The organism is Streptomyces sp. NPDC048659, assembly GCF_040650575.1.
GTDB lineage: Bacteria > Actinomycetota > Actinomycetes > Streptomycetales > Streptomycetaceae > Streptomyces.
In genome coordinates, this window is record NZ_JBEZHM010000063.1 from 15,284 (window position 1) to 41,748 (window position 26,465).

Genomic DNA, 26,465 nt, shown 5'->3' on the forward strand with positions numbered 1-26,465 from the left:
ACCTGGGTGGTCGTGGTGGACTGGCTCATGACACTCTGTGGCGGGGGAGAACGCGCCAACCATGGCCAATTCGCGGAAGGTGGACTGATTTCCATGGCTCAGTGGACCTCGGCGGTGGGGCCTGCCCAGCTCGCCCGGCAGCTACAGGCCCAGCAGGCCCGGCCCGCCGTGCCCGGCGCCCGCAAGCCGCCCGCCTACCGCGCCCTCGCCGACGGCATCCGGCTGCTCGTCCTGGAGGGCCGCGTCCCGGTGGCCGCCCGGCTGCCCGCCGAGCGCGAACTGGCCCTCGCCCTCACCGTCAGCCGCACCACCGTCGCCGCCGCCTACGAGGCGCTGCGCACCGAGGGCTTCCTGGAGTCCCGGCGCGGGGCCGGGAGCTGGACGGCGGTCCCGGCGGGCAATCCGCTGCCCGCGCGGGGGCTCGAACCGCTGCCCCCGGAGTCGCTCGGCTCCATGATCGACCTGGGCTGCGCGGCGCTGCCCGCGCCCGAACCCTGGCTCACCCGGGGCATCCAGGGAGCCCTGGAGGAGCTGCCGCCCTACGCGCACACCCACGGCGACTACCCGGCCGGGCTGCCCGCGCTGCGGCAGATGCTGGCCGACCGGTACACCGAGCGGGGCATCCCGACCATGCCGGAGCAGATCATGGTGACGACCGGCGCCATGGGCGCCATCGACGCCATCTGCCACCTCTTCGCCGGGCGCGGCGAGCGGATCGCCGTCGAGTCGCCCTCGTACGCCAACATCCTCCAGCTGATGCGGGAGGCCGGCGCGCGGCTGGTGCCCGTCGCCATGGCCGAGGGCCTCGCGGGCTGGGACCTGGGCCGCTGGCGCCAGGTGCTGCGGGACGCCGCGCCCCGGCTCGCGTACGTCGTCGCCGACTTCCACAACCCCACCGGCGCCCTGGCCGACGAGGACCAGCGGCGGCAGCTCGTCGAGGCCGCCCGCTCGGCCGGGACGGTGCTGGTGGTGGACGAGACGATGACGGAGCTCTTCCTGGACGAGGACGTGACCATGCCGAGGCGGGTCTGCGCCTTCGACCCGGCGGGCGCCACCGTGCTGACCGTCGGGTCGGCGAGCAAGGCGTTCTGGGCCGGGATGCGGATCGGCTGGGTGCGGGCCGCGCCCGACGTCATCCGCTCCCTGGTCGCCGCCCGCGCCTACGCCGACCTCGGCACCCCGGTCCTGGAACAGCTCGGCGTCAACTGGCTGATGCGCACCGGCGGCTGGGAGGAGGCCGTCGGCCTGCGCAGGGTCCAGGCCCGGGAGAACCGCGACGCGCTGGTGACGGCTGTGCGCCGGGAGCTGCCGGACTGGGAGTTCGAGGTGCCGCGCGGCGGCCTGACGCTCTGGGTGCGCACCGGCGGGCTGTCCGGCTCGCGCCTCGCCGAGGTCGGCGAGCGGGTCGGCGTCCGGGTGCCGTCGGGGCCGCGCTTCGGGGTGGACGGCGCCTTCGAGGGGTACGTCCGGCTGCCGTTCACCGTCGGCGGCCCGGTCGCCGACGAGGCCGCCGCCCGCCTGGCCGCCGCCGCGCGGCTGGTGGAGTCGGGCGCGGCGGGCTCGGGCGCCGAGGCCCCGAGGTCCTTCGTGGCCTGACCCGTACGGGGGGTTTGGGCCCCGGCGGCACGAGAAGAGGGCGGGCGCACCGGTGAAGGTGCGCCCGCCCTCTCGCGTCCGTCTCTCGCGTCCGTCTCCCGCGCCCGCCCTCTCGCGTCCGTACGGGGCTCAGCCCTCGGCGGGCACCGGGGACGGCATCGCGGCGGTGCCGGTGCCCTTGCGGAGGGTCGGCGCCGTGTCGGCCTCCCCGTCCGGGTCCGGGGCCGAGCCGGGGGCGGCCTCGATCGTGGCCATGGTGGCCGTCTGCCGCTCGGGCAGCAGCCCCAGGACCGCCTGGCGGTGCGCCTCGCCGGTCGCGTCGTCGTACGGGTCGGGTGTGGCCGGGACCTGGAGGCGCAGCACCGGGGCGGCGCCGAGGCGGGCGTAGCCGCGGCCCGGGGGCACCTCGGGGACGGGGGTCGTGTGCGGCGGCGCGCCCAGGACGGCGGCGATCTGCTCCGGGGCGGCCGGGCCGAGCACGACCCGGGCCCGGGTGTGGGTCCGCACGGTCTCGCCGAGCGCGTCCAGGCTGTCGAACTGCTCCGCCACCACCACCGTGACCTGCGCCGCGCGCCCGTGCCGCAGCGGCACCTGGAGCAGCTCCTGCGGGTCGGGGCGGCCGTCGGCGGCGGCGAGGTGGCCCAGCACGCTCGGCCGGTCGAGCAGGATCCACAGCGGACGCCGGGTGTCCTCGGGCGCCGGGTGGCCCGCCTGGCGGGCGCGGTTGGCCGCGATGAGGCGCCGCTCGGTCTCGTGCGCCGCCCACTCCAGGCTGGCCAGCGCGCCGGAGAGGCCGCACTCGACGGCGAGCACCCCGGCCCGGCCGACCAGGCAGGCGAACTCGCCGGTGCCGCCGCCCTCGATGACGAGGACGTCGCCGTGCGGGAGGGCCTGGAGCGCGATCGAGCGGAGCAGGGAGGTGGTGCCGCTGCCGGGCTGGCCGACGGCGAGCAGGTGCGGCTCGGCGGAGCGGGGGCCGGTGCGCCAGATGACGGCGGGGGCGTCCTCGGTGCCGTCGGGGCCCTGGACGGGAACGGTCCGGGGCACGGCGTCGGCGTCGGTGAAGCCGAGCACGGTCTCGCCGGGCGCGGTGACGAAGTGCTGGGCGGCGATCGTGGTGGGGAGGGCGTCGAGGACCCGCATGGTGAGCCGGTTGCCCTCCTCGTCCCAGGAGAAGAGGTATTCACGGCCGCGGCCCGACTTGGCGTGCAGCAGCTGCTCGACGCGGGCGCGGGCGGCGGGCTCGCCGTCGGTGAAGTACGGGGGGTACGAGATGCGCAGCCGGGTCAGCCGGCCGTCCTCGTCGAAGGCGTGGTCCGCGAAGGCGGCGCTCCAGTCCCCGCCGTGCGCGAAGAGCGGCTCGGGGTCCTCGGGGAGGGAGAGATAGGGCACCAGGGCCTCGTAGAGGCCCTTGAGCCGGGCCACCTCGGCGTCGTCGGGCCCGGTCTTGACGACCGGGCGCTCCCGGCCCTGCCAGGCGGCGGCGCCCATCACCCCGACGAGGGCGAGCAGCGGGCCGTACGGCAGGAAGGCCAGGACCAGGACGCAGGCCGCGACCAGGAACAGCGTAGGACCGCGCCGCTCCTTGGGGGTCGCGGCCCACTTGGCGCGCGCGGTCGCGGCCAGCTTCCGCAGACCACGCGAGATCGTGATCAGCGGATGGAGCACATCGGTGGCGCTGTCGGCGGCCGTGCGCGCGATCTCTCGGCTGCGAGCGATCTGGGCGCTGCCGCTGCTCAGAATGCGGGGGAGTGGTCGCCGGGCCACGTCGTACTCCTGGAGTGGTGGAAGGGGCGGAGGGGCGTCAGAACTTGATCCCGCCCAGAAGGCTGGCGAGGCTCTGTCCGCCCGCGGTGATGCTCGGGGCGATCGCGGTGCCCGCGAGGTAGAACCCGAAGAGGGCGCTGACGAGGGCGTGCGAGGCTTTCATGCCGTCCTTCTTGAAGAACAGGAAGCAGATGATGCCGAGCAGGACGACGCCCGAAATGGACAGGATCATGAGGTGTTCTCCTGGTTGAGGGGACAGTCACCATCAGTCCTTCCAGGTTCACAGCAAGTATCTATGTGATTAAAGGTGCATATGGGTGAATTGCGGGTGTTTTCACTTGACCGGCCTAGAAGGGCCCCTTCTTCGGGTGGCGAAAAGTCCGGATCGCGCTAAAAGGGCACACGTCGCGAGTGATCTTTGCCTCGAACAGGCACGGTCATGTCCCCAGGTGGGCAGTACCCTGTCGATTCACTCGTACGGCCTCACTTGCCGTGCGCAGGTCAAGCACGAGAGCGAGGCGCCACCATGAGCGAGAGCCAGACCCCGGACCCCGAGGTCGTCGAGCTGGCGGGCAAGGTCTTCGACCTGGCCAGGACCGGCGACGCGGCGACTCTCGCGGCCTACCTCGACGCGGGCGTCCCCGCGGACCTCACCAACGACCGGGGCGACACGCTCGTCATGCTCGCCGCCTACCACGGGCACGCCGGGGCCGTCACCGCGCTCCTGGAGCGGGGCGCCGACGCCGACCGCGCCAACGACCGGGGCCAGACCCCGCTCGCCGGTGCCGTCTTCAAGGGCGCCGACGACGTCGTCCGCGCCCTGCTGGCCGGCGGGGCGAATCCGGAAGCCGGGACTCCGTCCGCCGCGGACACCGCGCGGATGTTCGGGAAGACCGAACTCCTGGAGCTCTTCGAAGCCCGGTGAACACCGGCTGAACCCCAGGTGAGAGCAGCGTCGTAAATGTGGTCGCGGTGGCGAAATGGGTGGGTCATCATGACGACGGGCCCACAGGGGGCCACCGACGAGAGGCAGAGGAAGATGGTCAATCACAAGCGCGGAACCACGGGCGGCCCGACATGTTGCCGCACGGCCTAGGCGATCAGCCTGACCCGGTTCATCCCGGATTCCCCCGGTCGTGTCGACAGCTTGATGTGAGGCGTCTTCCATGTTCGATCCAGTCATAGCGCCGAGCGGCACTCTGCTCGGCCTGTTGCAGAGGGGCCGCGGCGACGGCACCCTGCACGCGCTCGCGGCGCCACGTGCCGAGGCCCTCGCGGCCCTCAACGGCTGCGTTCTCGACGACCCCCGCCACGACTGGCAGGTCGAGAACCGCTCCCTCTACTACGCCCGTCTCTACCTGGACCTCCATGGAGGTCTGGAGGAGATCGAGGCGCACCTCTTCGCGCCCGAGGACCGCCTCGACGAGGAGGAGTCCAGGACCGGGCTCGCGCTCTCCGTCCTCGGGCACCTCGCCTCGTACGGACGCCGCGACGCGGTGCTCCTGCTGCGCCGCTACGCCGCCACCGGGGCCAACTGGTCCTGGGCCCTGGACGAGCTCGCGCTGCGCGACGACGACGCCGGACTGCGCTCCCTCGCGCGGGCCGTGCTCGCCCGCTTCCCGGCCGACGCCGAGGGCGAGGCCGCGCTGGCCGCCGCCGTCCGCGACGCCTACGAGCCGCGGCCCTGGCGCCTGTGGGCCGACGACCCGCGCGCCGCCGTCGGCGCCCGGATCAGGGCCGCCGGCGAACAGGGCTCCTTCGACCGCTGGCAGCGCCAGCTCAGCCCCACCGGGCCCCGGCCCGGCTGGAGCGTCCAGGCCGTCCTCGACTGGGCCCAGGAGGGCCTGGAGCGCGGCGCCGAGCTCACCGGGCCCGCCGCCCGCTGCCTGGCCGCCGTCGCCGGACCCGAGGACCGCGAACTGATCCTCGCCACCGCCCGCCGAGGCCCCGACGGCGCCCGCCGCGCCGCGCTGCACCACCTCGCAGCGGCGGAGGACCCCGCCGTCCTCGACCTCGTCGAGCTCGCCGCCGGCGAGGGCTCCACCGTCGCCGAAGCGGCCGTCGCCGCCTTCCAGCGCATGACCGGCGAAGCCGCCGTCGACCGGGCCCGCGGCTGGATCCACCGGCCCGACGCGCTCGGCGCGGCCGCCGCCGGAACGCTCGCCTTCCGCGGCGGCACCCAGGACTCCCCCCTCGTCCTCGGCGCCCTCCGCGAGACCGTCCGGGCCCAGGGCCCCGACGCGGCGGCCCTCTACCCCCTCGTCGACGGCGCCGGCCGCCTCGGCATCGGCTGCGCGGCCCCCGTGCTGCGCCACATCTACCGCGAGACGGCCTCCTCCCAGCTGCGCGGCCGCACCGCCCGCGCGCTGGCCGCCACCGACCCCACCTTCGCCACCGGCTTCGCCGTCGAGTGCCTGTGGGACTGCGAGGAGACCACCCGCGAGCTGGCCGCGCTGCACGCCGAGACCGGGGACGTACGCGTCGCCGACCGGCTGCGCCGCCTGGCCGCCGACCCGGCCGAGGAGGCCGAGGTCCAGACGGCCGTGCGCAACCGGATAGGACCGGATCTCGACCTCCAGGTCTGAGGCACCGCACCCCGGGGGTGGCCGTCTTCCGGCCACCCCCGCGGCTCCGGGCACCCCCGCGGCTCCGGCCACCCCGCGGCTCCGGGCGCCGCCCGGGGCAAACGCTCATGGGACGTTCCCCGCCCGTCCAGATCCACTTTGACGGGGACACGCCGAGCGGGACGACAACACCCGTATGCGTGTCGTCATCGTCACCGAGTCCTTCCCGCCCGACGTCAACGGGGTCGCGCACTGCGCCCAGCAGACCGCGCTCCACCTGGTCCGCCGCGGCCACACCCCGCTCGTCGTCGCCCCCGCCCCCCAAGGCGCCCTCGCCGCCGCCGGCCCGGACGCCGACGCGCCCTGCCCCGTCGTCCGGGTGCCCTCCCTGCCGCTGCCCGGCTACCCCCAGGTACGGGTCGCCCTGCCCAGCCGCCGGGTCGCCGCCGCCCTCGCCGCGCACCGCGCCGAGATCGTCCACCTGGCCGGCCCCTTCGTCCTCGGCGTCCGCGGCATGACGGCCGCCGCCCGCCTCGGCCTGCCCGCCGTCGCCGTCTACCAGACCGACCTCGCCGGCTACGCCCGTACGTACGTGGGCGCCGGAGAGGCCGCCGCCTGGCGCCGGCTGCGCGCCGTGCACGGCGCCGCCGACCGCACCCTCGCCCCCTCCACCGCCGCCGTCCGGGACCTGGAGGCGCACGGCATCGGCCGGATCCGGCTCTGGCGGCGCGGGGTCGACACCGCGCGCTTCCGGCCGGAGCTGCGTGACACGGCCCTGCGGCGGCTCCTCGCGCCCGGCGGCGAGACCCTCGTCGGCTACGTCGGACGGCTCGCGCCCGAGAAGCGCGTCGACCTGCTCGCCGGGGTCTGCCGCCTGCCCGGCGTCCGGCTCGTCGTCGTCGGCGACGGACCCAGCGCCCCCGCGCTGCGGGCCGCGCTGCCCGGCGCCGTCTTCCTCGGCCGCCGCACCGGAGACGAGCTGGCCCGGATCTTCGCCTCGCTCGACGTCTTCGCCCACACCGGGCCCTACGAGACCTTCTGCCAGACCGTCCAGGAGGCGATGGCCTCCGGCGTCCCCGTCGTCGCCCCCGCCGCCGGCGGTCCCCTGGACCTCGTCGACCACCGCGGCACCGGCTACCTCGTCCCGCCCGAGGACCCCGGCGCGCTCCGCGAGGCCGTCGCCGCCCTCGCCGCCGCCCCCGCCCTGCGCGCGGTCTACGGCCGGGCCGCCCGCGCCGCCGTCGAGCGGCGCACCTGGGAGTCCGTCGGCGACGAGCTGATCGGGCACTACCGCGAAGTGCTGCACGAGCGGGCGGCGGTGGCGGCGTGACCGGGACACGGCCCGGGGACCCCGGGCGGGCGCTGCGGATCGTCCGGGTCGCCAACTTCGTGACCCCCACCTCCGGCGGGCTGCGCACCGCGCTCGACCGCCTCGGGCGCGGCTACGCCGCCGCCGGACACCACCCCGTGCTCGTCGTCCCCGGCGCGACGGCGAGCGACCGGCACACCGCCCAGGGCCGCGTCGTCACCCTGCCGGGGCCCGTGGTCCCCGGCACCGGCGGCTACCGGGTGCTCGCCGACCGGCACCGCCTGCGCCGCCTCCTCGACGGACTCGCCCCCGACCGCCTGGAGGTCTCCGACCGGACCACCCTGCGCTGGACGGGGGAGTGGGCGCGCCGCGCGCGGGTGCCGTCCGTGATGGTCTCCCACGAGACCGCCGACGGGGTCCTGCGCGCCTGGGGCGTCCCCGAGGCGCTCGCCGCGCGCGCGGCCGACCGGCTCAACCGCCGCACCGCCTGGGCCTACTCCCGGATCGTCTGCACCACCGAGTGGGCCGAGCGGGAGTTCGTACGGATCGGGGCCCGCAACGTCGTCCGCGCCCCGCTCGGCGTCGACCTCGACCGCTGCCGGCCCGGCCGCCGCAGCACCGTCCTGCGGGCCCGCCACGCGGACGGCGCGCGGGTGCTGCTCGTCCTGTGCTCCCGGCTCTCCGTCGAGAAGCGCCCCGGCACGGCCCTGGACGCCCTCGCGGAGCTCCGCGCCCTCGGGGTGGCCGCCGCGCTCGTCGTGGCCGGCGACGGGCCGCTGCGGGCCGCCTTGGAGCGCCGGGCCCGGGAGCGGCGGCTGCCCGTCCGCTTCCTCGGCCACGTCGCCGACCGGGAGGCGCTCGCCGACCTCCAGGCGGCGGCGGACGTCTGCCTCGCCCCCGGACCCGCCGAGACCTTCGGGCTGTCCGCCCTGGAGGCCCTCGCCTGCGGCACCCCCGTCGTCTGCAGCGCCTCCTCCGCCCTGCCCGAGGTCGTCGCCGACGCGGGCGCCTGCGCCGCCGACGAACCCGCCGCCTTCGCCCGCGCGGTCCGCGCCGTCCTCGCCCTCCCCGAGGCGCCCCGGCGGGCCGCCGCCCGCGCCCGCGCGGAGCTCTTCTCCTGGGACCGCGCCACCGCCGCCTTCCTGGCCGCCCACGACGCCCCCGTACGCCTCGGGACGCCGGGATGAGCACGCGCGCGGCCCCGGTGCGGTTCGTCGCGCTCGGGGACTCGCTCACCGAAGGTGTCGGCGACCGGGTCGACGGGCGCTGGCGGGGCTGGGCGGCGCTGCTCGCCGAGGGGCTGCGGGCCGACGCGGCGGAGACCGCGTTCACCAACCTCGCCGAGAGCGGCGCCCAGAGCCGCGAGGTCGCCGAACGGCAGCTCCCCGCGGCGCTCGCCCTGGAACCGCGGCTCGCCTCCGTCGTCGTCGGCGTCAACGACACGCTGCGCCACACCTTCGACATCGGGCTGCTCGCCGCCCGCCTCGACCGGGTGTGCGCGCAGCTCACCGCCGCCGGTGCCGTCCTGCTCACCGCCTGCCTGCCCGACCCCGGGCTCATGCTCGGGCTGCCCGCCCCGCTCGCCCGCCCGCTGGCCCGCCGCCAGCGCTCCGTGAACGCCGTCGTCCACGCCCTCTCCGCCCGCTACGACAGCGTCCACCTGCACCTGGACGCCCCCGCCTGGACCGCCGACCGCGCCCTGTGGAGCGCCGACCGGCTGCACCCCGGGGAGCGCGGCCACCGGGCCATCGCCGCCGCCTACCACCGGCTGCTGCGCGACCGGGGGCTCGCCGAAGGACCGCCCCCGAGCCCCGAGCCGCGGCAGCCGCCGCCCGGCCGCGCGGACGCGGCCCTCTGGCTCGCCACCGCCGGGACCGCCTGGGTGCTGCGCCGCTGCCACGACCTGCTGCCCCAGCTGCTCCTGCTCGCCGCCGCCGAACTGCGCCACACGGCCACCGGGACCGGCGCCCGCCTGGACGCCCGCGCGGAGCGCGCCCTCTCGACCGCCCTCGCCGCCGCGGGCCCGTCACAATGAGGACATGGCCGCGGGCTGGGAGTTCTGGATCGACCGGGGCGGCACCTTCACGGACGTCGTCGGGCGCCGCCCCGACGGCCGGATCGTCACCCGCAAGCTGCTCTCCCACGACCCGGCCCGCCCCCGGGACGCCGCCGTCACCGGCATCCGGCTCCTCCTCGGCCTCGCCCCGGAGGAGCCCGTCCCCGCCGACCGGATCGACGTCGTCAAGATGGGCACCACCGTCGCCACCAACGCGCTCCTGGAACGGCGCGGCGAGCCCACCGTCCTGCTCGTCACGGCCGGGTTCCGGGACGCCCTGCGCATCGCCTACCAGAACCGCCCCCGCCTCTTCGACCGGCACATCGTCCTGCCCGAGGCGCTCTACGCGCGCGTGATCGAGGTCCCCGAACGCGTCGACGCGCGGGGCGCCGTCGTCCGCCCGCTCGACGAGGACGCCGTCCGCGCGGAGCTCGCCGCCGCCCGCGCCGCCGGACTGCGCGCCGCCGCCGTCGTCCTCCTCCACGGCTACCGCCACCCCGCGCACGAGGCCCGCGTCGCCGCCCTCGCCCGCGCCGCCGGGTTCGCCCAGGTCAGCACCTCCCACGAGGTCAGCCCGCTGATCCGGCTCGTCCCGCGCGGGGACACCACCGTCGTCGACGCCTACCTCTCGCCGATCCTGCGCCGGTACGTGGACGAGGTCGCCCGCGAACTCGCCGGGATCCGCCTCATGTTCCTCCAGTCGAACGGGGGCCTGCGCGAGGCCGCCCACATCCGCGGCAAGGACGCCGTCCTGTCCGGGCCCGCCGGGGGAGTCGTCGGCATGGCCCGCACCTCCGCCCGCGCCGGTTTCGACCGGGTCATCGGCTTCGACATGGGCGGCACCTCCACCGACGTGTCGCACTACGCGGGCGCCTTCGAGCGCGAGCTCGGCACCTCCGTCGCCGGCGTCCGGATGAGCGCCCCCATGATGAGCGTCCACACCGTCGCCGCGGGCGGCGGCTCCGTCCTGCACTACGACGGGCGCCGCTACCGCGTCGGGCCCGACTCCGCGGGCGCCGTCCCCGGGCCCGCCTGCTACCGGCGCGGCGGCCCGCTGACCGTCACCGACGCCAACGTGATGCTCGGCCGGATCCAGCCCGCCCACTTCCCGGCCGTCTTCGGCGAACACGGCGACCTGCCGCTGGACACCGAGGCCGTCCGCGCCCGCTTCACGGCCCTCGCCGCCGAAGTGGGCGGCGGACGCACCCCCGAACAAGTGGCCGCGGGATTCCTGGAGATCGCCGTCGCCGGCATGGCCGACGCCGTCAAACGGATCTCCGTCCAGCGCGGCCACGACATCACCCGCTACGCCCTCACCTGCTTCGGCGGCGCCGGCGGCCAGCACGCCTGCGCCGTCGCCGACGCCCTGGGCATCGACACCGTCCTCGTACCGCCGCTGGCCGGCGTCCTCTCCGCGTACGGGATCGGCCTGGCCGACGCGACCGCGATCCGCGAGCAGACCGTCTCCGCCGCGCTCGACACCCCCGGCACCGCCGCGCGCCTCACCGCGCTCCACGCCGACCTCGCCGCCCGCACCCGCGCGGACCTGCGCTCCGACGGGCTGCCCGAGACCGCGATCACCACCCGCGCCCACGCCCTGCTGCGGTACGCGGGCACCGACGCGAGCCTCCCCGTACCGCTCACCGACCCGGAAACGATGAAAACCGAGTTCACAGCCCTTCACCGGGCGCGGTACGCCTTCACCACCGACCAGCCGGTCGTCGTCGAAGCCGTCTCCGTCGAGGCCACCGGCGCCGCCGGACCCCACGGACCCGTCATCGTCCCCCGGGGCGCCCGGCGCGGACCGCTCGCCCCGCGCGCCACCGTCCGCACCCACGACGGGCACGCGCCGGTCCCGACCCCGCTCTACCGCCGCGAGGACCTGCGCCCCGGCGACTCCGTCACCGGCCCCGCGATCCTCGCCGAGGACGACGCCACCACCGTCGTCGACGCCGGCTGGCGCGCCACCGCCGCCGACGGCGGCCACCTCCTGCTGCGCCGCGCCGCCCCGCGCCCCGCGCGGACCGCCGTCGGCACCGACGTCGACCCCGTCCTCCTGGAGGTCTTCGACAACCACTTCATGGCGATCGCCGAGCAGATGGGCGTCCGCCTGGAGAACACCGCCCGCTCCGTCAACATCAAGGAACGGCTCGACTTCTCCTGCGCCCTCTTCGACCCCGAGGGCAACCTCATCGCCAACGCCCCCCACATCCCCGTCCACCTCGGCTCCATGGGCGAGTCCATCAAGGAGGTGCTGCGCCGCGACCGGGACACCCTGTGCCCCGGCGACTCCTACGCCGTCAACGACCCGTACCACGGCGGCACCCACCTGCCCGACGTCACCGTCGTCACCCCCGTCTTCGACCCCGAGGGCACCGCCCTGCTCTTCCTGGTCGCCTCGCGCGGCCACCACGCCGAGATCGGCGGCATCACCCCCGGCTCCATGCCCGCCTTCAGCCGCACCGTCGAGGAGGAGGGCGTCCTCTTCGACAACTGGCTGCTCGTCCGCGACGGGAGGCTGCGCGAGGCCGAGACCCGGGCCCTGCTCACCGGCGCCCGCCACCCCTCCCGCGACCCCGACACCAACCTCGCCGACCTGCGCGCCCAGCTCGCCGCCAACGAGAAGGGCATCGAGGAACTGCGCCGGACCGTCGCCGAGTTCGGCCTCGACGTCGTCCACGCCTACATGCGGCACGTCCGCGCCAACGCCGAGGAGTCCGTCCGCCGCATCGTCGCCCGGCTGCGCGACGGGAGCTGCCGCTACGAGACCGACACGGGCGCGGTCATCCAGGTCGCCGTCCGGGTCGACCGCGAACGCCGGGGCGCCGTCATCGACTTCGCCGGCACCTCGCCCCAGCGGCCCGGCAACACGAACGCCCCCACGGCCGTGGTCCTGGCCGCCGTGCTCTACGTCTTCCGCACCCTCGTCGACGAGGACATCCCGCTCAACAGCGGCTGCCTGGCCCCGCTCGACGTCCGCGTCCCGCCCGGCTCCATGCTCGCCCCCGCCCACCCCGCCGCCACCGTCGCGGGCAACGTCGAGACCTCCCAGGCCGTCACCGGCGCCCTGTACGCGGCCCTCGGCGTGCAGGCGGAGGGCTCCGGCACCATGAACAACGTCACCTTCGGCAACGACCGCGTCCAGTACTACGAGACGGTCGCCAGCGGCTCCGGCGCGGGACCGGACTTCGACGGCACCGACGCCGTCCAGACCCACATGACCAACTCCCGGCTCACCGACCCCGAGGTCCTGGAGTGGCGCCTGCCGGTCCGGATCGACTCCTTCGCCGTCCGCGCGGGCACCGGCGGACGGGGCCGACGGCACGGCGGCGACGGCGTGGAGCGCCGCATCCGCTTCCTGGAGCCCATGACGGTCACCCTGCTCGCCGGACACCGCCGCGTCCCGCCCTACGGCATGGCCGGCGGCGGCCCCGGCGCGCTCGGCGCCGACACCGTCGAACGCGCCGACGGCACCGTGGACCGCCTCGACGGCGTCGACACCACCGAGGTCGGCCCCGGCGACGTCCTCGTCATCCGCACCCCTGGTGGCGGCGGTTACGGCCCACCGCCCCTGTGAACACGGTTTTCAGCGGTACGGGACGAAACGCACCGCCGTCCCCGGCCGGGCCTGCGCCGCCGCCGCCAGATCCGCCTCCCGGACCACCGCCACCACCGGATAGCCCCCCGTCGTCGGATGGTCGGCGAGGAACACCACCGGACGCCCGTCCGGCGGCACCTGCACCGCCCCCAGCGCCATGCCCTCGCTCGGCAGCTCCCGCGCGACGGCCCGCTCCAGCGCGGGGCCCTCCGTGCGCAGCCCGATCCGGTTGCTCGCCGGCGACACCCGCCACACCCCCCTCGCCAGGGTGCGCAGCGCGCCCTGTGTGAACCAGTCCTCGCGCGGCCCCAGCCGCACCCGCAGCACCAGCTCGTCCGGCGGCCCCGGCCAGGGCGGGGCGTCGACCGGCCCCCGTACCGCCGCCGTCACCGCCCCCAGCGGCAGCACCACCCCGTCCGTCAGCGGCGCCGGACCGAGCCCGGACAGCAGATCGGCGGAGCGGCTGCCGAGCACCGGATCGACCCCGATCCCGCCGCCGAAACCCACGTACGAACGCAGCCCGCGCACGGCCGCGCCCACCTCCAGGAGCTGCCCGGCGCCGACCCGCACTGGCGTCCCCCAGGCCGCGGGCCGCCCGTCCACCCGCACCGGGCACGGCGCCCCGCCCACCACCGCCGTCACCGCGCACCGGGGCCGCACCGCGCAGCCGGTGGCCGTGGTCTCCAGCACGGCCGCGCCCTCGTCGTTCCCCAGCAGCCGGTTGACCAGCCGCGCCGCGCCCGGGTCGAGCGCGCCCGAGCGGGGCACGCCCAGATGCGCGTGCCCCGCCCGGCCCAGGTCCTGCACCGTCGTCAGCGCCCCGGCCCGGACGACGGCCACGGCACGATCGCTCATCGGGCCGCCACCGTGAACCGCACCCGCGCGCCCGGCGACAGCAGCGCGGCCGGTTCCCGCGCGGTGTCCCACAGCACCGCGTCCGTCGTGCCGATCAGCTGCCAGCCGCCGGGCGAGGAGCGCGGGTACACCCCCGTGTACGGCCCCGCCAGCGCCACCGACCCGGCGGGGACGGCGGTCCGCGGCGTCGCCCGGCGCGGCACCTCGTACCGCGCCCCGAGCCCCGTCAGATAGCCGAAGCCCGGGGCGAACCCGCAGAACGCGACCCGGAACACGGTCGCCGCGTGGATCCGCACCGCCGCCTCCGGCGACACCCCCCACAGCGCGGCCACCTCGGCCAGGTCCGGCCCGTCGTAGCGCACCGGCACCGTCACCGCGGCCCCCTCCGGCGCGCACCGCGCGGACACGTCCCAGGAGCGCAGCTCGGCCGCCAGCCGGTCCGGCGCCGCCACCCCTTCGAGCAGCACGGTCCGCGCCGCCGGCACGATCTCCCGTACGGAGGGCAGCGCGCCCGCCGCCCGCCGCCGCAGCAGCTCGGCGTGGAACGCCTCGGTCGCCTCGCCGCTCACCAGCTCGACGAGCAGCCCCCGGTCCCCGACCCGGTACACCTTCCGGGCCCTCACGCGAACGCCTCCACCCGGACACCGGAGGACTCCAGGCCCTCGCGCACCCGCCGGGCCAGCCCCACCGCGCCGGGAGTGTCGCCGTGCAGGCACAGGGAGCGGGCCCGCACCGGCACGGACCGCCCGCAGTGCGCGGTCACCACCCCGGACCGGGCCATGGACACCGCCCGTTCGACGACCTCGCCGGGGTCGGACAGCACGGCGCCCTCCTGCCCCCGTGGCAGCAGGGTGCCGTCGGCCCGGTAGGCGCGGTCGCCGAACGCCTCGCCCACCACGGGCAGTCCGGCCGTCCGCGCGGCCTCGTGCAGCCGCGAGCCGGGCAGCCCGAGCACCGGCAGCTCCGCCGAGGCCAGCAGGACCCCCTCGACGACCGCCGCCGCCTGCTCCTCGTCGTGCACCACCCGGTTGTAGAGGGCGCCGTGCGGCTTCACGTACGCGACCCGGGAACCGGCCGCCCGCGCGAACACCTCCAGGGCGCCGATCTGATAGGCGACCTCGGCCGCCAGCTCGGCCGCGGGCACGTCCATGGAGCGGCGCCCGAAGCCGGCGAGGTCCCGGTAGGAGACCTGGGCCCCGATCCGCACCCCGCGCGCGGCCGCCAGCTCGCAGACCCGCCGCATGGTCGCCGCGTCCCCGGCGTGGAAGCCGCAGGCCACGTTGGCGCTGGTGACCACCGAGAGCAGCCGCTCGTCGTCGGTCAGCGTCCAGCGGCCGAAGCCCTCGCCGAGGTCGGCGTTGAGGTCGATCGAGACCCGGTCCATGAGATGTTTCCTTTCCCTCGTACGCAGAAGAGCCCGCGAACGCGCGCGCTCCCCGTTCCGGCCCGGCTTCCGGGCCCGGATTCAGGCCCCGACGCGGTATTCCGCGTCCCTCACGTCGGTCACGAGCATCCGGCCCGGCGCGTGGGTGATCGCGAACGGCGGGCGCGAGGCCGTCAGCGCCGCCTGCGGGGTGACCCCGCAGGCCCAGAAGACCGGCACGTCCCCCGGCTCCGCGAGCACCGGGTCCCCGAAGTCGGGCCGGGCCAGGTCCGAGATGCCCAGCGCGGCCGGATCGCCCTCGTGTACCGGGGCCCCGTGCACGGCCGGCAGCAGCCCGCTGATCAGCCGCGCCGTCGGCACCAGGGCCGCCGGCACCGGCCGCATCGACACGACCATCGGCCCGTGCAGCCGCCCCGCCGGACGGCAGGCGCGGTCGGTCACGTACATCGACACGTTCCGCCCCTGCTCGACGTGGCGCAGCGGCACCCCCGCCTCGGCCAGCGCGCCCTCGAAGGTGAAGCTGCACCCGATGAGGAACGACACCAGGTCGCCCCGCCAGTAGGGCGTCACGTCGGTGGGCTCGTCCACCAGCCGCCCGTGCTCCCACACGCGGTAGCGCGGGATGTCGGTGCGCAGGTCGGCGCCCGGGGCGAGGAGGGTGCGCCAGGAGCCCGGGTCGGTGACGTCCAGGACGGGGCAGGGCCGCGGGTTGCGGGTGCAGAAGAGCAGCACGTCGTACGCCCAGTCCGCGGGCACCGCGATCAGGTTGGCCTGCGCGTGGCCCGGGGCCCAGCCGGCCGTCGGTCCGGTGGCCCCGGCGCGCACCCGCGCGCGGGCGTCCCGGGGGTCGCGTACGGACGGGTGGGCGGGGGAGTGGGCGCGGGGGCCGGTGGCTGAGGGGACGGCTGAGGGGACGGCGTCATGGGTGGTCACGCGAGCTCCCTCCCCCGGGTCTCCGGCAGCCCCAGCAGGGCCAGCACGGCGATGCCGTAGCCCACCGCCCCGAACACCAGGGCGCCGCCGACGCCCCAGCTCTCGGCGAGGAAGCCGACCAGGGCGGGGAACACGGCGCCGACCGCGCGCCCGGTGTTGTAGGTGAACCCCTGCCCGGTGCCGCGCACGGCGGTCGGATAGAGCTCGGCGAGGAAGGAGCCGAAGCCGCTGAAGATGGCCGACATGCAGAAGCCGAGCGGGAAGCCGAGCAGCAGCAGGAGCGTGTTCGCCCCGTCCGGGATGCGGGTGTAGGCGAGGACGGCGAGCGCGGAGAGCACCGCGAAGAGCGCGATGTTCTTCTTCCGGCCGAGCCGGTCGGTGAGGTAGCCGCCCGCCAGATAGCCGGTGAAGGCGCCCGAAATGAGGAAGGCGAGGTAGCCGCCGGTGCCGACGACGGTGAGCCCGCGCTCCGTCTTCAGGAAGGTCGGCACCCAGGTGGCGAGCGTGTAGTAGCCGCCCTGGACGCCCGTCGAGAGCAGCACCGCGAAGAGCGTGGTGCCGAGCAGCGGGCGCTTGAAGACGGCGGTGAAGGAGCCGCGCCCGGCGCCCGCGCGGCGCGCCTCGGCCGCCTGCGGGGCGTCCTCGACGTGCCGCCGCACGTAGACGACGAGGAGCGCGGGCAGGGCGCCCGTCCAGAACATGACCCGCCAGGCGGTGTCGGCGTCGACGAAGCGGAAGACCAGCGTGTAGACGATCACGGCGAGCGCCCAGCCGGCCGCCCACGCGCTCTGCACGGCCCCCAGCGTCCGGCCGCGGTGCCGCGCGGAGGCGTACTCGGCGACCAGGATGGCGCCGACCGCCCACTCGCCGCCGAAACCGAGGCCCTGGAGGGCGCGGAAGACCAGCAGGGTCTCGTAGTTGGGCGCGAAGCCGCACAGGACGGTGAAGAGCGCGTACGTGATCACCGTGGCCAGCAGCGCCTTCACCCGGCCGATCCGGTCGGCGAGGACCCCGGCCAGCGCGCCGCCGACGGCGGAGACCACCAGCGTGACCGTGGTGAGGAGACCGGTCTGCCCCTTGTCCAGGCCGAAGTAGGCGGCGATCGCCACCATCGCCAGGGGCAGCGTGAAGAAGTCGTAGGAATCGAGGGCGTAGCCGCCGAAGGCGCCGCCGAACGCGCGCCTGCCGCGCGGGCCGAGGGCGCGCAGCCAGGCGAACGCGCCCGTGTCGTCGGGCCGTTCGTCCCGGGCGGAGTGCCGGGTCTGGGTCGTGCTCATCTGCACCTCGCAGAAGGGGAGGAGAGTGCGGGAGAGACGTGCTGACGAACCGTGCTGACGTACCGTGCGGTGTCGTTCAATGTAGGGATCGTTCAACGATCCGACAAGAGTCCCGTCGGCGGTCATATCGCCGGGCATATCGCCGGTCATATCGGCGGCCGTATCCGCGGTCGTATCGGCGGTCCTTCCCACCCGTCCTTGTTTCCGGCGCCTGACCTGCGGTTGACTCGGCCGCGAACGACGGAGGGAACGGGAACGGCATGGAACCGAGGGACTCGATCGGCGAGCTGGCGGACGACCGCGCGCTGCTGGGACGCACGAGCACGGCGGAGCGGGTCGCCGACATCCTGCGCACCCGGATCGCCGAGGGGCTCTTCCCGCCCGGCACCCGGCTCTCCGAGGACGGCATCGGCGGCGCCCTCGGTGTGTCCCGCAACACACTGCGCGAGGCGTTCCGGCTGCTCACCCACGAACGGCTGCTCGTCCACCGGCTCAACCGGGGCGTCTTCGTCCGGGTCCTCACCGTCGACGACGTCGACGACATCTACCGCACCCGGCGGCTCGTCGAGTGCGCGGTCGTCCACGCCCTGGGGGAGCCCCCGTTCGCCGTCGACGGCCTCGCCGACGCCGTCGCCGAGGGGGAACGGGCCGCCCGCGCGGAGGACTGGAAGGGCGTCTCCACCGCCAACATCCACTTCCACCGCGAGCTCGTCGCCCTCGCCGGCAGCGCCCGCACCGACGAGCTGATGCGCGGCGTCCTCGCCGAACTCCGCCTCGCCTTCCACACCGTGGCCGACCCGCGCGGCCTCCACGAGCCCTACCTCGTCCGGAACCGGGAGATCCTGGGCGCCCTGGGCGCGGGCGAGCGCGACCGCGCCGAGCGGCTGCTCGCCCGCTACCTCGACGACTCCCGCACCCGGATCACCGACGCGTACGCGAAGGCGGTCGACGACCCGGAGGCGTGAGTGGTCCGGGGCCGCCGGGAGCGGCCGGCCCCCGTCCGCCCGGCGGGTTCCGGACAGGGGCACGGTCGTATAAGCGCCGTTTCGACCGTTGTCAGTCCGAGGACCTACTCTGTGCACCGTGACTTCGCCTGCCTCGACGGACCTCGCTCCGCCCCAGCTCAGCGCGGGGCCGCGGCCCGCGCAGGGTCCGGCCGCCGACGAAGGGCTCGCGCGGCGCCTCCGCGCGCTCGCGTGCACCGCCCCGCTGCACGACCTGGACGTGCGCAAGGCCAATCTGGCCGGCGAGTACACGGTCTACGCGATGGCCGAGGTCGCCCTCGCCGCGATCGACCTGGTCACGCTCAACATGGACTTCGACACCGGCGCCGACCACGAGCAGGTCGTCTCCCGGCTGCTGCCCCGCGTCGCCGCCCAGGCCCCCGAGCGCCCCGCCGCCGAGCACGAGCGGGTGGCCCGCTGGGTCCTGGAGAACCTGATCAACGTCGGCAGCGTCGACCGGGGCTTCCGCGCGGTCTACGGCACCTTCGGCGCCGACGGCGTCTACACCCGCCGCGACTACGACTTCAAGCTCGTCGAAGAGGTCCCTGGCTACGGCGGCGGGGTCTGCCTCCGCACCACCGACGAGGCGGTGAACGTGCTGGTCGGCGCCCTTGACACCGATGTCACCAGCGCCCAGATCGCCGCCGAGGTCAAGCTGGAGGTCCTGATCAGCCGGGGCCGCCTGGCCGACGCCCAGCTCGCCGCCGAGCAGGCCCGCTACCGGACCGTGCAGTACGCGGAGACCCTCCGCCGCACCCTGGAGGCCACCCGGCGCAACGTCCGCGCGGTCGACTGGCTCCACACGGTGCCCGACATGATCGCCGAGGCCCTCGACCACGTCGCCGACCGCTACCGCCACGAGAACGCGATCCTCACCAACATCCGCAAGGCCCGTGACGAGGCCGAGGACCACGAGCACAAGCGCCGCGCCGCCGAGCTCGTCGACATCGTCAAGGACTGCATCCGGCGCCACACCCAGCTCCAGTCCCGCCTCCTGGAGGCCGGCCCGCTCTTCCGCGCCGAGCAGGACCGCCAGGCGTTCGCCGCGCCCACCGCGTACACCGGACTCGACCTGTACGGGCAGCTCGTCGCCCCGCTGCTGCCGCTCCCCGTCGAGCAGGCCACCCGGGTCACGGACGCCTTCTTCGCGCACGGCACCGGACTGCGCACACCCGCCTCCGTCCGCGTGGCCGACCTCGTCGAGCTGCTGCTCACCCCGCCCGTCGAGCGCCAGCACCTCGGCGCCGAGATGCCCGAGCCCGACCTGATCGCCACCCCCGACGACAGCCGCTTCAGCGAGGAGCAGCTCGCGAGCGCCATGGAGCTGCTGGACCTGGAGCACGACGCCCCGCGCCGCCTCTCGGGCCTGCTCGCCGAGGCCCGGCTCCGCGACCCCGACCTGCCCTACCTGGTCGCCCTCCTCGCCGTCCACGCCGCGAGCCCCCCGGTCGGCACCGCCTACCGCCAGGGCGAGGAGCGCCTGCTGTTCGCCGTCGACGACGGCACCCCCCTCGACGACCACGAGTTCGGCGGCGCCGACCTCATCGTCGGCACGGCCCTCCTCGACGCCGTCGGCATGGCCGCGGACCGCACGGAGGCCACGTGACCACGCCCCACCCGCCCGAGGCCCCGCAGCCCTCCGGCACCCCGGCCGCCTCCGGCACCCCGGCCGCCTCCGGCACCCCGGCCGCGCCCGGCCACTCGGACCCGCAGGCCCTCGGTACCGCCGCCTCGCGCACCCCCGGCCACCCGGACCCGCAGACCCCCGCCACCCCGGCCCCACGCACCACCGCGCCCGGCACCCCCGCCGCCACCCCCCGCACCACCACAGCACCCGACGCCGGACGGGCGTCCGGCCCCAGGGTCGCCCCCGTGCCCCTCGCGCGGCCCGCCGCCGCGCGGTCCGGCGCGCCGTCCGCCGACGGTCCCCGGGTCCGCCCGGTGCCCGCCGGGACGGCCCCCGAGCCCGTCCGCCGCGCCTTCGTGCGCGCCGTGCCGCTCCCGCGCGAGCGGCACCCCGAGGAGCCGCCCGCGCGCGGCGGCCCCGGTGCGGCGCCCTCCCGAGCGCGGGACGGGGCCGACCCGGGCCCGCAGCCCGCGCCCGTCACCGTCATCCCCGTACGCCTGCCGCTGTCGGGCCCCGCCCCGGCGGGGGAGACGGCTACGGCCCCGGAAGCCGCCGCCGTCTCCGCAGCCCCCCAGACCCCCGCCGGGCGCACCGCCCCGCCGCACCCCCGCCGTACCGAGGAGCCCCAGCCGTGAGCGAACACCACGTCGAGCACACCGACGCGTGGAGCGAGCCGGAGGCCCCGGGGACCGCCGCCGCGCCCTCGGCCGTCACCCCCGCCGACGCCGCCGACGCGGCCCGGCTCGTCTCCTTCGGGCTCCAGCCCAAGCTGCTGCCCGCGCGGGACGCCGAATACGCCGAGCTGCTCCGCCGCTACCGCGAGGACCCCGCCTTCGCGCGGCTCGCCGACGCCGTCGCCACCGGCCTCGGCCTCGTCGTCCTGGAGGTCTCGCCGCGCGCCGGCATGGCCGTCACCGCCGGCGAGGACTCCGTCTTCGCCGTCCGCATGGGCGACTACGCGCGCCGCGCCTCCACGGACTCCGCCGACCGCTTCCTGCACGGCCTCGCGCACCTCGCCGTCGCCACCATGGCCTTCCCCCGGCCCGAGGACCTCGCCGACGACGGCTACATCGGCCGCCTCACCGTCAACGGCGTCGACGCCTTCGTCCGCCAGGCGTGCCGCCGCCTCGAAGAGCGCGCCGAGGAGCAGGGCGAGAACACGGACCCCGCCTCCGACGCCCCCGGCCTGGAGGCCGCCTGGCGGATCTACGCCCGGCGCAGCGCGACCGGCGCCACCAAGGACGCCCGCCGCCTCGCCGGTTCCACCACCGGCATCGTCGGCAAGGCCGTCGCCTTCCTCACCGACTCCGGCTTCCTCCAGCGGACCGGCGAAGAGTCCGGCGGCTCCTACCGCACCACCGCGCGCTACCAGCTCCAGGTCCGCGACATGGCCGGCACCGCCGCCATGGCCGAACTGCTCGACCTCGGCGTCGTCCCCGTCAGCGACGGCTCCGCGACCCTCCTGCCGCCGCCCGAGGGCGACGACCTGGAGCTCGCCGCCGACGCCGGCCTGCCCTTCCACGGCCTGACCGGCTGACCGGCCGCCGGGCTGACCGGCCGCCGGACTGACCGGCCGACCGGCTGACCAGCCGACCGGCCGACCGCCCCCCCCGCACGTCACCGCCCATCCGCGTACGAGAAGCACGAGAGTCCGCCGCATGTACGAGCTGTCCCGGGTCCGCCTCTACTCCATCGGACCGGCCGGCGCCCGCTACGCCGACACCGTCCTGGACCTGCGCGGCGTCGGTGCCCCGGTGCCCCACCCCGCCCCCACCCAGGCGGAGTTCTTCGAGGAGGAGCCGGTCGGCCCGCCGCGCCGCCCCGCCCCCGCGGGCGTGCTCTTCCTGGAGAACGGCGGCGGCAAGTCCGTCCTCCTCAAGCTGATCTTCTCGGTGATGCTCCCCGGCCACCGCAACACCCTCGGCGGCGCCAGCTCCGGCGTGCTCCGCAAGTTCCTCCTCGCGGACGACTGCGGCCACGTCGCCCTGGAGTGGCAGCACACCCTCACCGGCGAGCTCGTCGTCGTCGGCAAGGCCAGCGAGTGGCGCGGACGCCAGGTCTCCAACGACCCGCGCAAGTTCGCCGAGGCGTGGTACTCCTTCCGCCCCGGCCCCGGACTCAGCCTCGACAACCTGCCCGTCGCCGAGGCCACCTCCGTGCGCCCGCCCGTCGAGGGCGCCTCCGGCGCCACCGGCCGCCGCCGCACCATGAAGGGCTTCCGCGACGCGATCACCGAGGCGGGCAAGGCGTACCCGCACCTGGAGGTCGTCTGGGAGGAGATCCACGACCGCTGGAACGAGCACCTCGGCGACCTCGGCCTCGACCCCGAACTCTTCCGCTACCAGCGCGAGATGAACGCCGACGAGGGCGAGGCCGCCGGCCTCTTCGCGGTCAAGAAGGACTCCGACTTCACCGACCTCCTGCTGCGCGCCGTCACCGACACCCGCGACACCGACGGCCTCGCCGACCTCGTCGGCGGCTTCGGCAACAAGCTCGGCCGCCGCGCCGAACTCACCGCCGAGCGCGACTTCACCGCCGGCTCCGTCGACCTGCTCACCCGCATCGTCGACGCCGCCGACACCCGCGCCCGCGCGCGGGACGTGCACGCCGGGGCCGAGCGCCGCACCCGCACCCTGGCCCGCCGGCTCTCCGCCCGCGCCGCCCAGGAGCGCGGGCGGGTCGCCGAGCTCGCCGAGCAGGTCACCGCAGCCTCCCACGCCGTCGCCGAGGCCGAGCTGGCCCGCGGCCGCAGCGCCCTCATCGCCGCCGAACTGGCCTACCGGCACGCCTCGCTGGCCCTGGCCGCCGCCGAGAAGGGCGCCGCCGCCCAGCGCCGCGAGCTCACCGACGCCCGCACCCTGCACTCCGCCTGGCAGGCCGCCGAGTCCGTGCTCCGGCACCGCGCCGCCGGCGACCGCTCCACCCGCGTCGCCGCCGCCATCCGCGAGGCCGAGCGGGACGCCGCGCCCGCGCTCGCCGCCCGCGCCAGGGCCGCCGCCGACCTGGTCCGCGCCCTCGCCTCGGCCGCCGCCGAGGGCGAGCGGCACGCCGCCGAGGAGGAGGAGCGCTCCGCGGCCCTCCAGGAGACCGGCGAGACCGCCCACCGCGACGCCACCGCCGCCGCCACCGAGGCCCAGCGCGCCCGCAGCGAGGCCGGCCACCTGCGCCAGCGGCTCGCCGAGGTCGAGCAGGAGACCGCCGAGGCGGTACGGGCGGGCTGGCTCGACGACACCGCCCCCGACGCCGACCCGGCCCGCGCCGCCCTCGCCGCCAGCGACGCCGAGAAGACCACCGTCGCCGCCTGGGACGCGGCCCGGGACGCCGCCCGCTCCGCCGCCGAGCGGGCCCGCGAGACCGCCGGCGCCGAGTCCCGCGCCGAACTCGCCGCCGCCCGCGCCGCCGACGCGGCCGAGGCCGCCGAGAACGCCTACGACGCCGAGCGCCGCGCCGCCGAGTCCCTGGCCGCCGACCCGCGCCTGGCCGAACTGCTCTCCCTGCCGGGCGCCGGGGAGGCCACGGGCCAGCCCGCCGGCGCCCCGCTGCCCGGCCAGCGCGCGGGCGACGGCGCCGCCCCCGCCGCCGGGCCCCTCGCGGCCCCCGACGGCGGCCCGCTCTCCGTCACCGACTTCGACCGGTACGCCGACGAGCTGCGCGCCCTGCTCGACGGGTCCATCGGCTCCGCCGAACGCCAGCTGTTCGACCTGCGCACGGCCGCCGCCGACGACAACCGCATCCTCGGCGCCCTCGGCGACGGCGGCCTGCTGCCGCCCGGCCCGGACGTCCTCGCCACCGTCGAGTTCCTCGGCGAGCACGGCATCCCCGCCCTGCCCGGCTGGCGCTACCTCGCCCAGGCCGTCGACCCGGCCGACCACGCCGCCGTCCTCGCCGCCCGCCCCGAGCTGGTCGACGGCGTCGTGATCACCGACCCCGTCTCGTACGGCCGCGCCCGCGAGGTCCTCGGCGGCGCCGCCCTGCTGCCCCGCTCCACCGTCGCCGTCGGCACCGCCGCCGCCCTGCTCGCCCCCGTACCGGCCCCCGCCGCCGGCCAGGAGGCGGACGTCTTCCTCGTCCCGCCGAACCCGGCCATGCACGACGAGAACGCCGCCGACGAGGAACGCCAGACGCTGCGCGGCCGGGCCGCCGCCCGCGACGAGGAGATCCGCGCGCTCGCCGCCCGGCTCACCGGCGACCGTTCGCTGGCCGCCCGGATCGGCTCCTGGCGCGCCGACTGCCCGCCCGGGATGCTCGCCGAGCTGGCCGCCGTCGCCGCCTCCGCCCGCACCGCCGCCGAGACCGCCACCGCCGTCCTCGCCGAGGCCCGCGCGGTCCGCGCCGAGGCCGAGGAGGCCGCCGCCGACGCCACCCGGGTCCGCGACGAGCGCCAGGACGCCGCCCAGCGCGCCCGCCGCGCCGCCGACGCGCTCGCGGGCCTCGCCTACCGGCTGCGCGAGCGCTCCGCCTGGCAGGCCAAGCTGCGCGAACTGGCCGACGACGCCACCGAGTCCGAGGCCCGCGCGCAGACCTGCCTGGAGCGCGCCCGCGCCGCCGACGAGGACCGCCGCGCCGCCCAGCGCGCCGCCGACGACGCCCACCGCACCGCCCGCGCGCTGCGCGCCGAGCGCGCCGAGATCGCCGGCGCCCCGGAGCACCTGCCGGAGGAGGACGCCGACGCGCCCCGCGCCGCGCTCCCCACCCTCCGCGAGGCGTACCGGGCCGCCTCCCAGGTGTACGAGAAGGTCGGCGTCGGCGCCGACCTGCGCGCCGAGCAGGCCCGCGCCGAGAGCGACGAGTCCGCCGCCCTCGCCGAGCTCGACCGCCTCACCAACAAGGTCCGCACCCGCGCCGAACAGCTCCTGGAGTCCACCGACGGCGCCGACGGCCCGTCCCGCCAGGCCGCCGCGGCCCGCGCCGAGGCCCTGGTGCAGAAGCTGGAGTCGCGGGCCTCCGAGGCCAGCGAGAAGCTCGGCCGGCTGCGCGGCGAGTCCGAGCGGCTCGCCCCCGAGGACGGCGAGGCGCACACCGAGCTGCCCGAGGAACTGCACCCCGCCGACGCCGAGCACGCCCAGGGCCTGCTGCGCACCGCCACCACCGAACTGGCCGCCCGCACCGACGCCCTGGAGGCCGCCCGCGCCGCCCACACCGGGCTGCTCCAGGCCCACCGGGCCGCCGAGGACGCCACCGGCGGCTTCGACGAGACCGCCGCGCTCCTGCGCGACCTGCTGCGCGACCACACGGACGACGAGCAGGAGCAGCCCGAGCCCTACCCGGGCCCGCCCGCCGAGGCCCGCGAGGCGGCGGCGGAGGCCCGCCGGGCGCTGCGCGGCTGCGCCGCCGAGCTGTCGGCCGCCGACGCGGCCGTCCGCGAGGCGAGCGACATCCTCGTCCGGCACGCCAACGCGACCCGCTTCGAGCAGGTCCGCACCCCGGCCCGGCAGCAGATCCGCGAGCTGCCCGCCGCCGCGCTCCCGGAGCACGCCGCGAAGTGGGCCGAGGCGTTCGCGCCCCGGCTGCGGGTGCTCACCGACGAGCTGGCGCAGCTGGAGCGCAACCGCGAGTCGATCGTGGACCGGCTGCGGGGCCTCGTGGAGTCCTCGCTGGCCACCCTGCGGTCGGCGCAGCGGCTGTCCCGGCTGCCCGAGGGGCTCGGCGAGTGGTCGGGCCAGGAGTTCCTGCGGATCCGCTTCGAGGAGCCCGACCCGGCGACGCTGAACGAGCGGCTCGGCGAGGTCGTCGACGAGGCGACCCGCGCGGCCGTGCGGAAGAACTCCGACCTGCGCCGCGACGGCATGTCCCTGCTGCTGCGCGGGGTCCAGGCGGCCCTCGAACCGAAGGGCATCGCCGTCGAGATCCTCAAGCCGGACGCGGTGCTGCGCGCGGAGCGGGTGCCGGTGGGCCAGATGGGCGACGTCTTCTCCGGCGGCCAGTTGCTCACCGCCGCCATCGCCCTCTACTGCACGATGGCCGCGCTGCGCTCCAACGACCGGGGCCGCGACAAGCACCGCCACGCGGGCACGCTCTTCCTCGACAACCCGATCGGCCGCGCCAACGCCACGTACCTGCTGGAGCTCCAGCGGGCCGTGTCGGACGCGCTGGGCGTCCAGTTGCTCTACACGACGGGCCTGTTCGACACGACCGCGCTCGCCGAGTTCCCGCTGGTCATCCGGCTGCGCAACGACGCGGACCTGCGCGCGGGCCTGAAGTACATCAGCGTGGAGGAGCACCTGCGCCCGGGGCTGCCGCAGCCGAGCGCGGAGGGCGAGACGATCCACGGCGAGATCACCGCGACCCGGATGTTCCGCCGCACGCCGGACGCCACGGTGCCGGACGCCGCAGCGCCCGCCGCGACCGCCCCCGCCGCCCAGGCGCGGTAGCCGGACGCACGAGAGCCGGGTGGCCCCGGACCCCTCGGGGTCCGAGGCCATCCGCGACCGCTACGACATCGGCTCCGCGGCCCTGGCCCAGGTCATCGCCATCGCCCTGATCGGCTGCGCGATC

Annotated in this window: 19 protein-coding genes; 12 read left to right on the top strand and 7 right to left on the bottom strand. The window is 76.6% G+C overall.

Annotated features, from left to right (window positions below):
- Positions 1-93: 93 nt before the first annotated feature.
- Positions 94-1,596 (top strand): PLP-dependent aminotransferase family protein, encoded by a 1,503-nt coding sequence (locus AB0C99_RS33215; RefSeq protein WP_362483182.1) that lies wholly within the window; start codon positions 94-96, stop codon positions 1,594-1,596.
- Between the two features lie 129 nt (positions 1,597-1,725).
- Here the strand turns inward: AB0C99_RS33215 and AB0C99_RS33220 are convergent, their stop codons facing one another.
- Together AB0C99_RS33220 and AB0C99_RS33225 are read right to left on the bottom strand one after the other, a co-directional pair.
- Positions 1,726-3,363 (bottom strand): hypothetical protein, encoded by a 1,638-nt coding sequence (locus AB0C99_RS33220; RefSeq protein ID WP_362483183.1) that lies wholly within the window; start codon positions 3,361-3,363, stop codon positions 1,726-1,728.
- A gap of 37 nt (positions 3,364-3,400) precedes the next feature.
- Positions 3,401-3,595, bottom strand: a complete 195-nt coding sequence (locus AB0C99_RS33225) for a hypothetical protein (RefSeq protein ID WP_046907412.1) — start codon at positions 3,593-3,595, stop codon at positions 3,401-3,403.
- A 294-nt stretch (positions 3,596-3,889) separates the two neighbouring features.
- Here AB0C99_RS33225 and AB0C99_RS33230 point away from each other — a divergent pair, with 294 nt between their 5' ends.
- The 6 genes from AB0C99_RS33230 (at position 3,890) to AB0C99_RS33255 (ending at position 12,869) form a co-directional block, all read left to right on the top strand.
- Positions 3,890-4,288: an ankyrin repeat domain-containing protein gene (locus tag AB0C99_RS33230; protein ID WP_362483185.1), complete on the top strand. Its 399-nt coding sequence runs from the start codon at positions 3,890-3,892 to the stop codon at positions 4,286-4,288.
- 241 nt (positions 4,289-4,529) lie between these two features.
- Positions 4,530-5,948: a HEAT repeat domain-containing protein gene (locus AB0C99_RS33235; protein WP_362483187.1), complete on the top strand. Its 1,419-nt coding sequence runs from the start codon at positions 4,530-4,532 to the stop codon at positions 5,946-5,948.
- A 175-nt stretch (positions 5,949-6,123) separates the two neighbouring features.
- On the top strand, positions 6,124-7,257 hold the full coding sequence (locus tag AB0C99_RS33240) for a glycosyltransferase family 1 protein (RefSeq protein WP_362483189.1): 1,134 nt from the start codon (positions 6,124-6,126) through the stop codon (positions 7,255-7,257).
- On the top strand, positions 7,254-8,423 hold the full coding sequence (locus AB0C99_RS33245) for a glycosyltransferase (protein ID WP_362483191.1): 1,170 nt from the start codon (positions 7,254-7,256) through the stop codon (positions 8,421-8,423). Before AB0C99_RS33240 ends, AB0C99_RS33245 begins: the two co-directional genes overlap by 4 nt.
- Complete coding sequence (locus AB0C99_RS33250) at positions 8,420-9,271, top strand: SGNH/GDSL hydrolase family protein (RefSeq protein WP_362483192.1); 852 nt, start codon at positions 8,420-8,422, stop codon at positions 9,269-9,271. Before AB0C99_RS33245 ends, AB0C99_RS33250 begins: the two co-directional genes overlap by 4 nt.
- A gap of 4 nt (positions 9,272-9,275) precedes the next feature.
- Positions 9,276-12,869, top strand: a complete 3,594-nt coding sequence (locus AB0C99_RS33255; protein ID WP_362483194.1) for a hydantoinase B/oxoprolinase family protein — start codon at positions 9,276-9,278, stop codon at positions 12,867-12,869.
- Between the two features lie 9 nt (positions 12,870-12,878).
- Here AB0C99_RS33255 and AB0C99_RS33260 read toward each other — a convergent pair whose 3' ends face one another.
- The 5 genes from AB0C99_RS33260 to AB0C99_RS33280 all read right to left on the bottom strand — a co-directional run bounded on the left by AB0C99_RS33260 (position 12,879) and on the right by AB0C99_RS33280 (position 17,339).
- A complete protein-coding gene (locus tag AB0C99_RS33260; protein ID WP_362483196.1) occupies positions 12,879-13,745 on the bottom strand; it encodes a biotin-dependent carboxyltransferase family protein in 867 nt (288 codons plus the stop codon).
- A complete protein-coding gene (locus AB0C99_RS33265) occupies positions 13,742-14,368 on the bottom strand; it encodes an allophanate hydrolase subunit 1 (RefSeq protein ID WP_362483198.1) in 627 nt (208 codons plus the stop codon). Before AB0C99_RS33265 ends, AB0C99_RS33260 begins: the two co-directional genes overlap by 4 nt.
- Complete coding sequence (locus AB0C99_RS33270; RefSeq protein WP_362483200.1) at positions 14,365-15,129, bottom strand: 5-oxoprolinase subunit PxpA; 765 nt, start codon at positions 15,127-15,129, stop codon at positions 14,365-14,367. The genes AB0C99_RS33265 and AB0C99_RS33270 overlap by 4 nt, the downstream gene beginning before the upstream one ends.
- An 81-nt stretch (positions 15,130-15,210) precedes the next feature.
- Positions 15,211-15,954, bottom strand: a complete 744-nt coding sequence (locus AB0C99_RS33275; RefSeq protein WP_362483216.1) for a putative hydro-lyase — start codon at positions 15,952-15,954, stop codon at positions 15,211-15,213.
- A 104-nt stretch (positions 15,955-16,058) separates the two neighbouring features.
- Positions 16,059-17,339, bottom strand: coding sequence for an MFS transporter (locus AB0C99_RS33280; protein ID WP_362483202.1), 1,281 nt, complete (start codon positions 17,337-17,339; stop codon positions 16,059-16,061).
- Positions 17,340-17,599: 260 nt separating this feature from the next.
- Here AB0C99_RS33280 and AB0C99_RS33285 point away from each other — a divergent pair, with 260 nt between their 5' ends.
- From AB0C99_RS33285 to AB0C99_RS33305, 5 genes are all read left to right on the top strand, one after another.
- Positions 17,600-18,304, top strand: coding sequence for a GntR family transcriptional regulator (locus AB0C99_RS33285; protein ID WP_362483204.1), 705 nt, complete (start codon positions 17,600-17,602; stop codon positions 18,302-18,304).
- A 118-nt stretch (positions 18,305-18,422) separates the two neighbouring features.
- Positions 18,423-19,949, top strand: coding sequence for a hypothetical protein (locus tag AB0C99_RS33290; protein WP_362483206.1), 1,527 nt, complete (start codon positions 18,423-18,425; stop codon positions 19,947-19,949).
- Entirely contained in the window at positions 19,946-20,605 is a 660-nt protein-coding gene (locus AB0C99_RS33295) for a hypothetical protein (RefSeq protein ID WP_362483208.1), read from the top strand. Before AB0C99_RS33290 ends, AB0C99_RS33295 begins: the two co-directional genes overlap by 4 nt.
- Positions 20,602-21,507 (top strand): hypothetical protein, encoded by a 906-nt coding sequence (locus tag AB0C99_RS33300; protein WP_362483210.1) that lies wholly within the window; start codon positions 20,602-20,604, stop codon positions 21,505-21,507. The genes AB0C99_RS33295 and AB0C99_RS33300 overlap by 4 nt, the downstream gene beginning before the upstream one ends.
- Before the next feature lie 121 nt (positions 21,508-21,628).
- Positions 21,629-26,341 carry a hypothetical protein gene (locus tag AB0C99_RS33305; protein WP_362483212.1) on the top strand — a complete coding sequence of 1,571 codons (4,713 nt, stop codon included), beginning with the start codon at positions 21,629-21,631 and terminating at the stop codon, positions 26,339-26,341.
- Positions 26,342-26,465: the final 124 nt, after the last annotated feature.

Excerpts from the sequence above, each read along its gene's own strand:
- AB0C99_RS33270 (WP_362483200.1), bottom strand. The coding sequence starts at position 15,129 with ATGGACCGGGTCTCGATCGACCTCAACGCCGACCTCGGCGAGGGCTTC.
- AB0C99_RS33285 (WP_362483204.1), top strand. The coding sequence starts at position 17,600 with ATGGAACCGAGGGACTCGATCGGCGAGCTGGCGGACGACCGCGCGCTG.
- AB0C99_RS33230 (WP_362483185.1), top strand. The coding sequence starts at position 3,890 with ATGAGCGAGAGCCAGACCCCGGACCCCGAGGTCGTCGAGCTGGCGGGC.
- AB0C99_RS33260 (WP_362483196.1), bottom strand. The coding sequence starts at position 13,745 with ATGAGCGATCGTGCCGTGGCCGTCGTCCGGGCCGGGGCGCTGACGACG.
- AB0C99_RS33240 (WP_362483189.1), top strand. The coding sequence starts at position 6,124 with ATGCGTGTCGTCATCGTCACCGAGTCCTTCCCGCCCGACGTCAACGGG.
- AB0C99_RS33280 (WP_362483202.1), bottom strand. The coding sequence starts at position 17,339 with ATGAGCACGACCCAGACCCGGCACTCCGCCCGGGACGAACGGCCCGAC.
- AB0C99_RS33215 (WP_362483182.1), top strand. The coding sequence starts at position 94 with ATGGCTCAGTGGACCTCGGCGGTGGGGCCTGCCCAGCTCGCCCGGCAG.
- AB0C99_RS33305 (WP_362483212.1), top strand. The coding sequence starts at position 21,629 with ATGTACGAGCTGTCCCGGGTCCGCCTCTACTCCATCGGACCGGCCGGC.
- AB0C99_RS33225 (WP_046907412.1), bottom strand. The coding sequence starts at position 3,595 with ATGATCCTGTCCATTTCGGGCGTCGTCCTGCTCGGCATCATCTGCTTC.
- AB0C99_RS33255 (WP_362483194.1), top strand. The coding sequence starts at position 9,276 with ATGGCCGCGGGCTGGGAGTTCTGGATCGACCGGGGCGGCACCTTCACG.
- AB0C99_RS33250 (WP_362483192.1), top strand. The coding sequence starts at position 8,420 with ATGAGCACGCGCGCGGCCCCGGTGCGGTTCGTCGCGCTCGGGGACTCG.
- AB0C99_RS33235 (WP_362483187.1), top strand. The coding sequence starts at position 4,530 with ATGTTCGATCCAGTCATAGCGCCGAGCGGCACTCTGCTCGGCCTGTTG.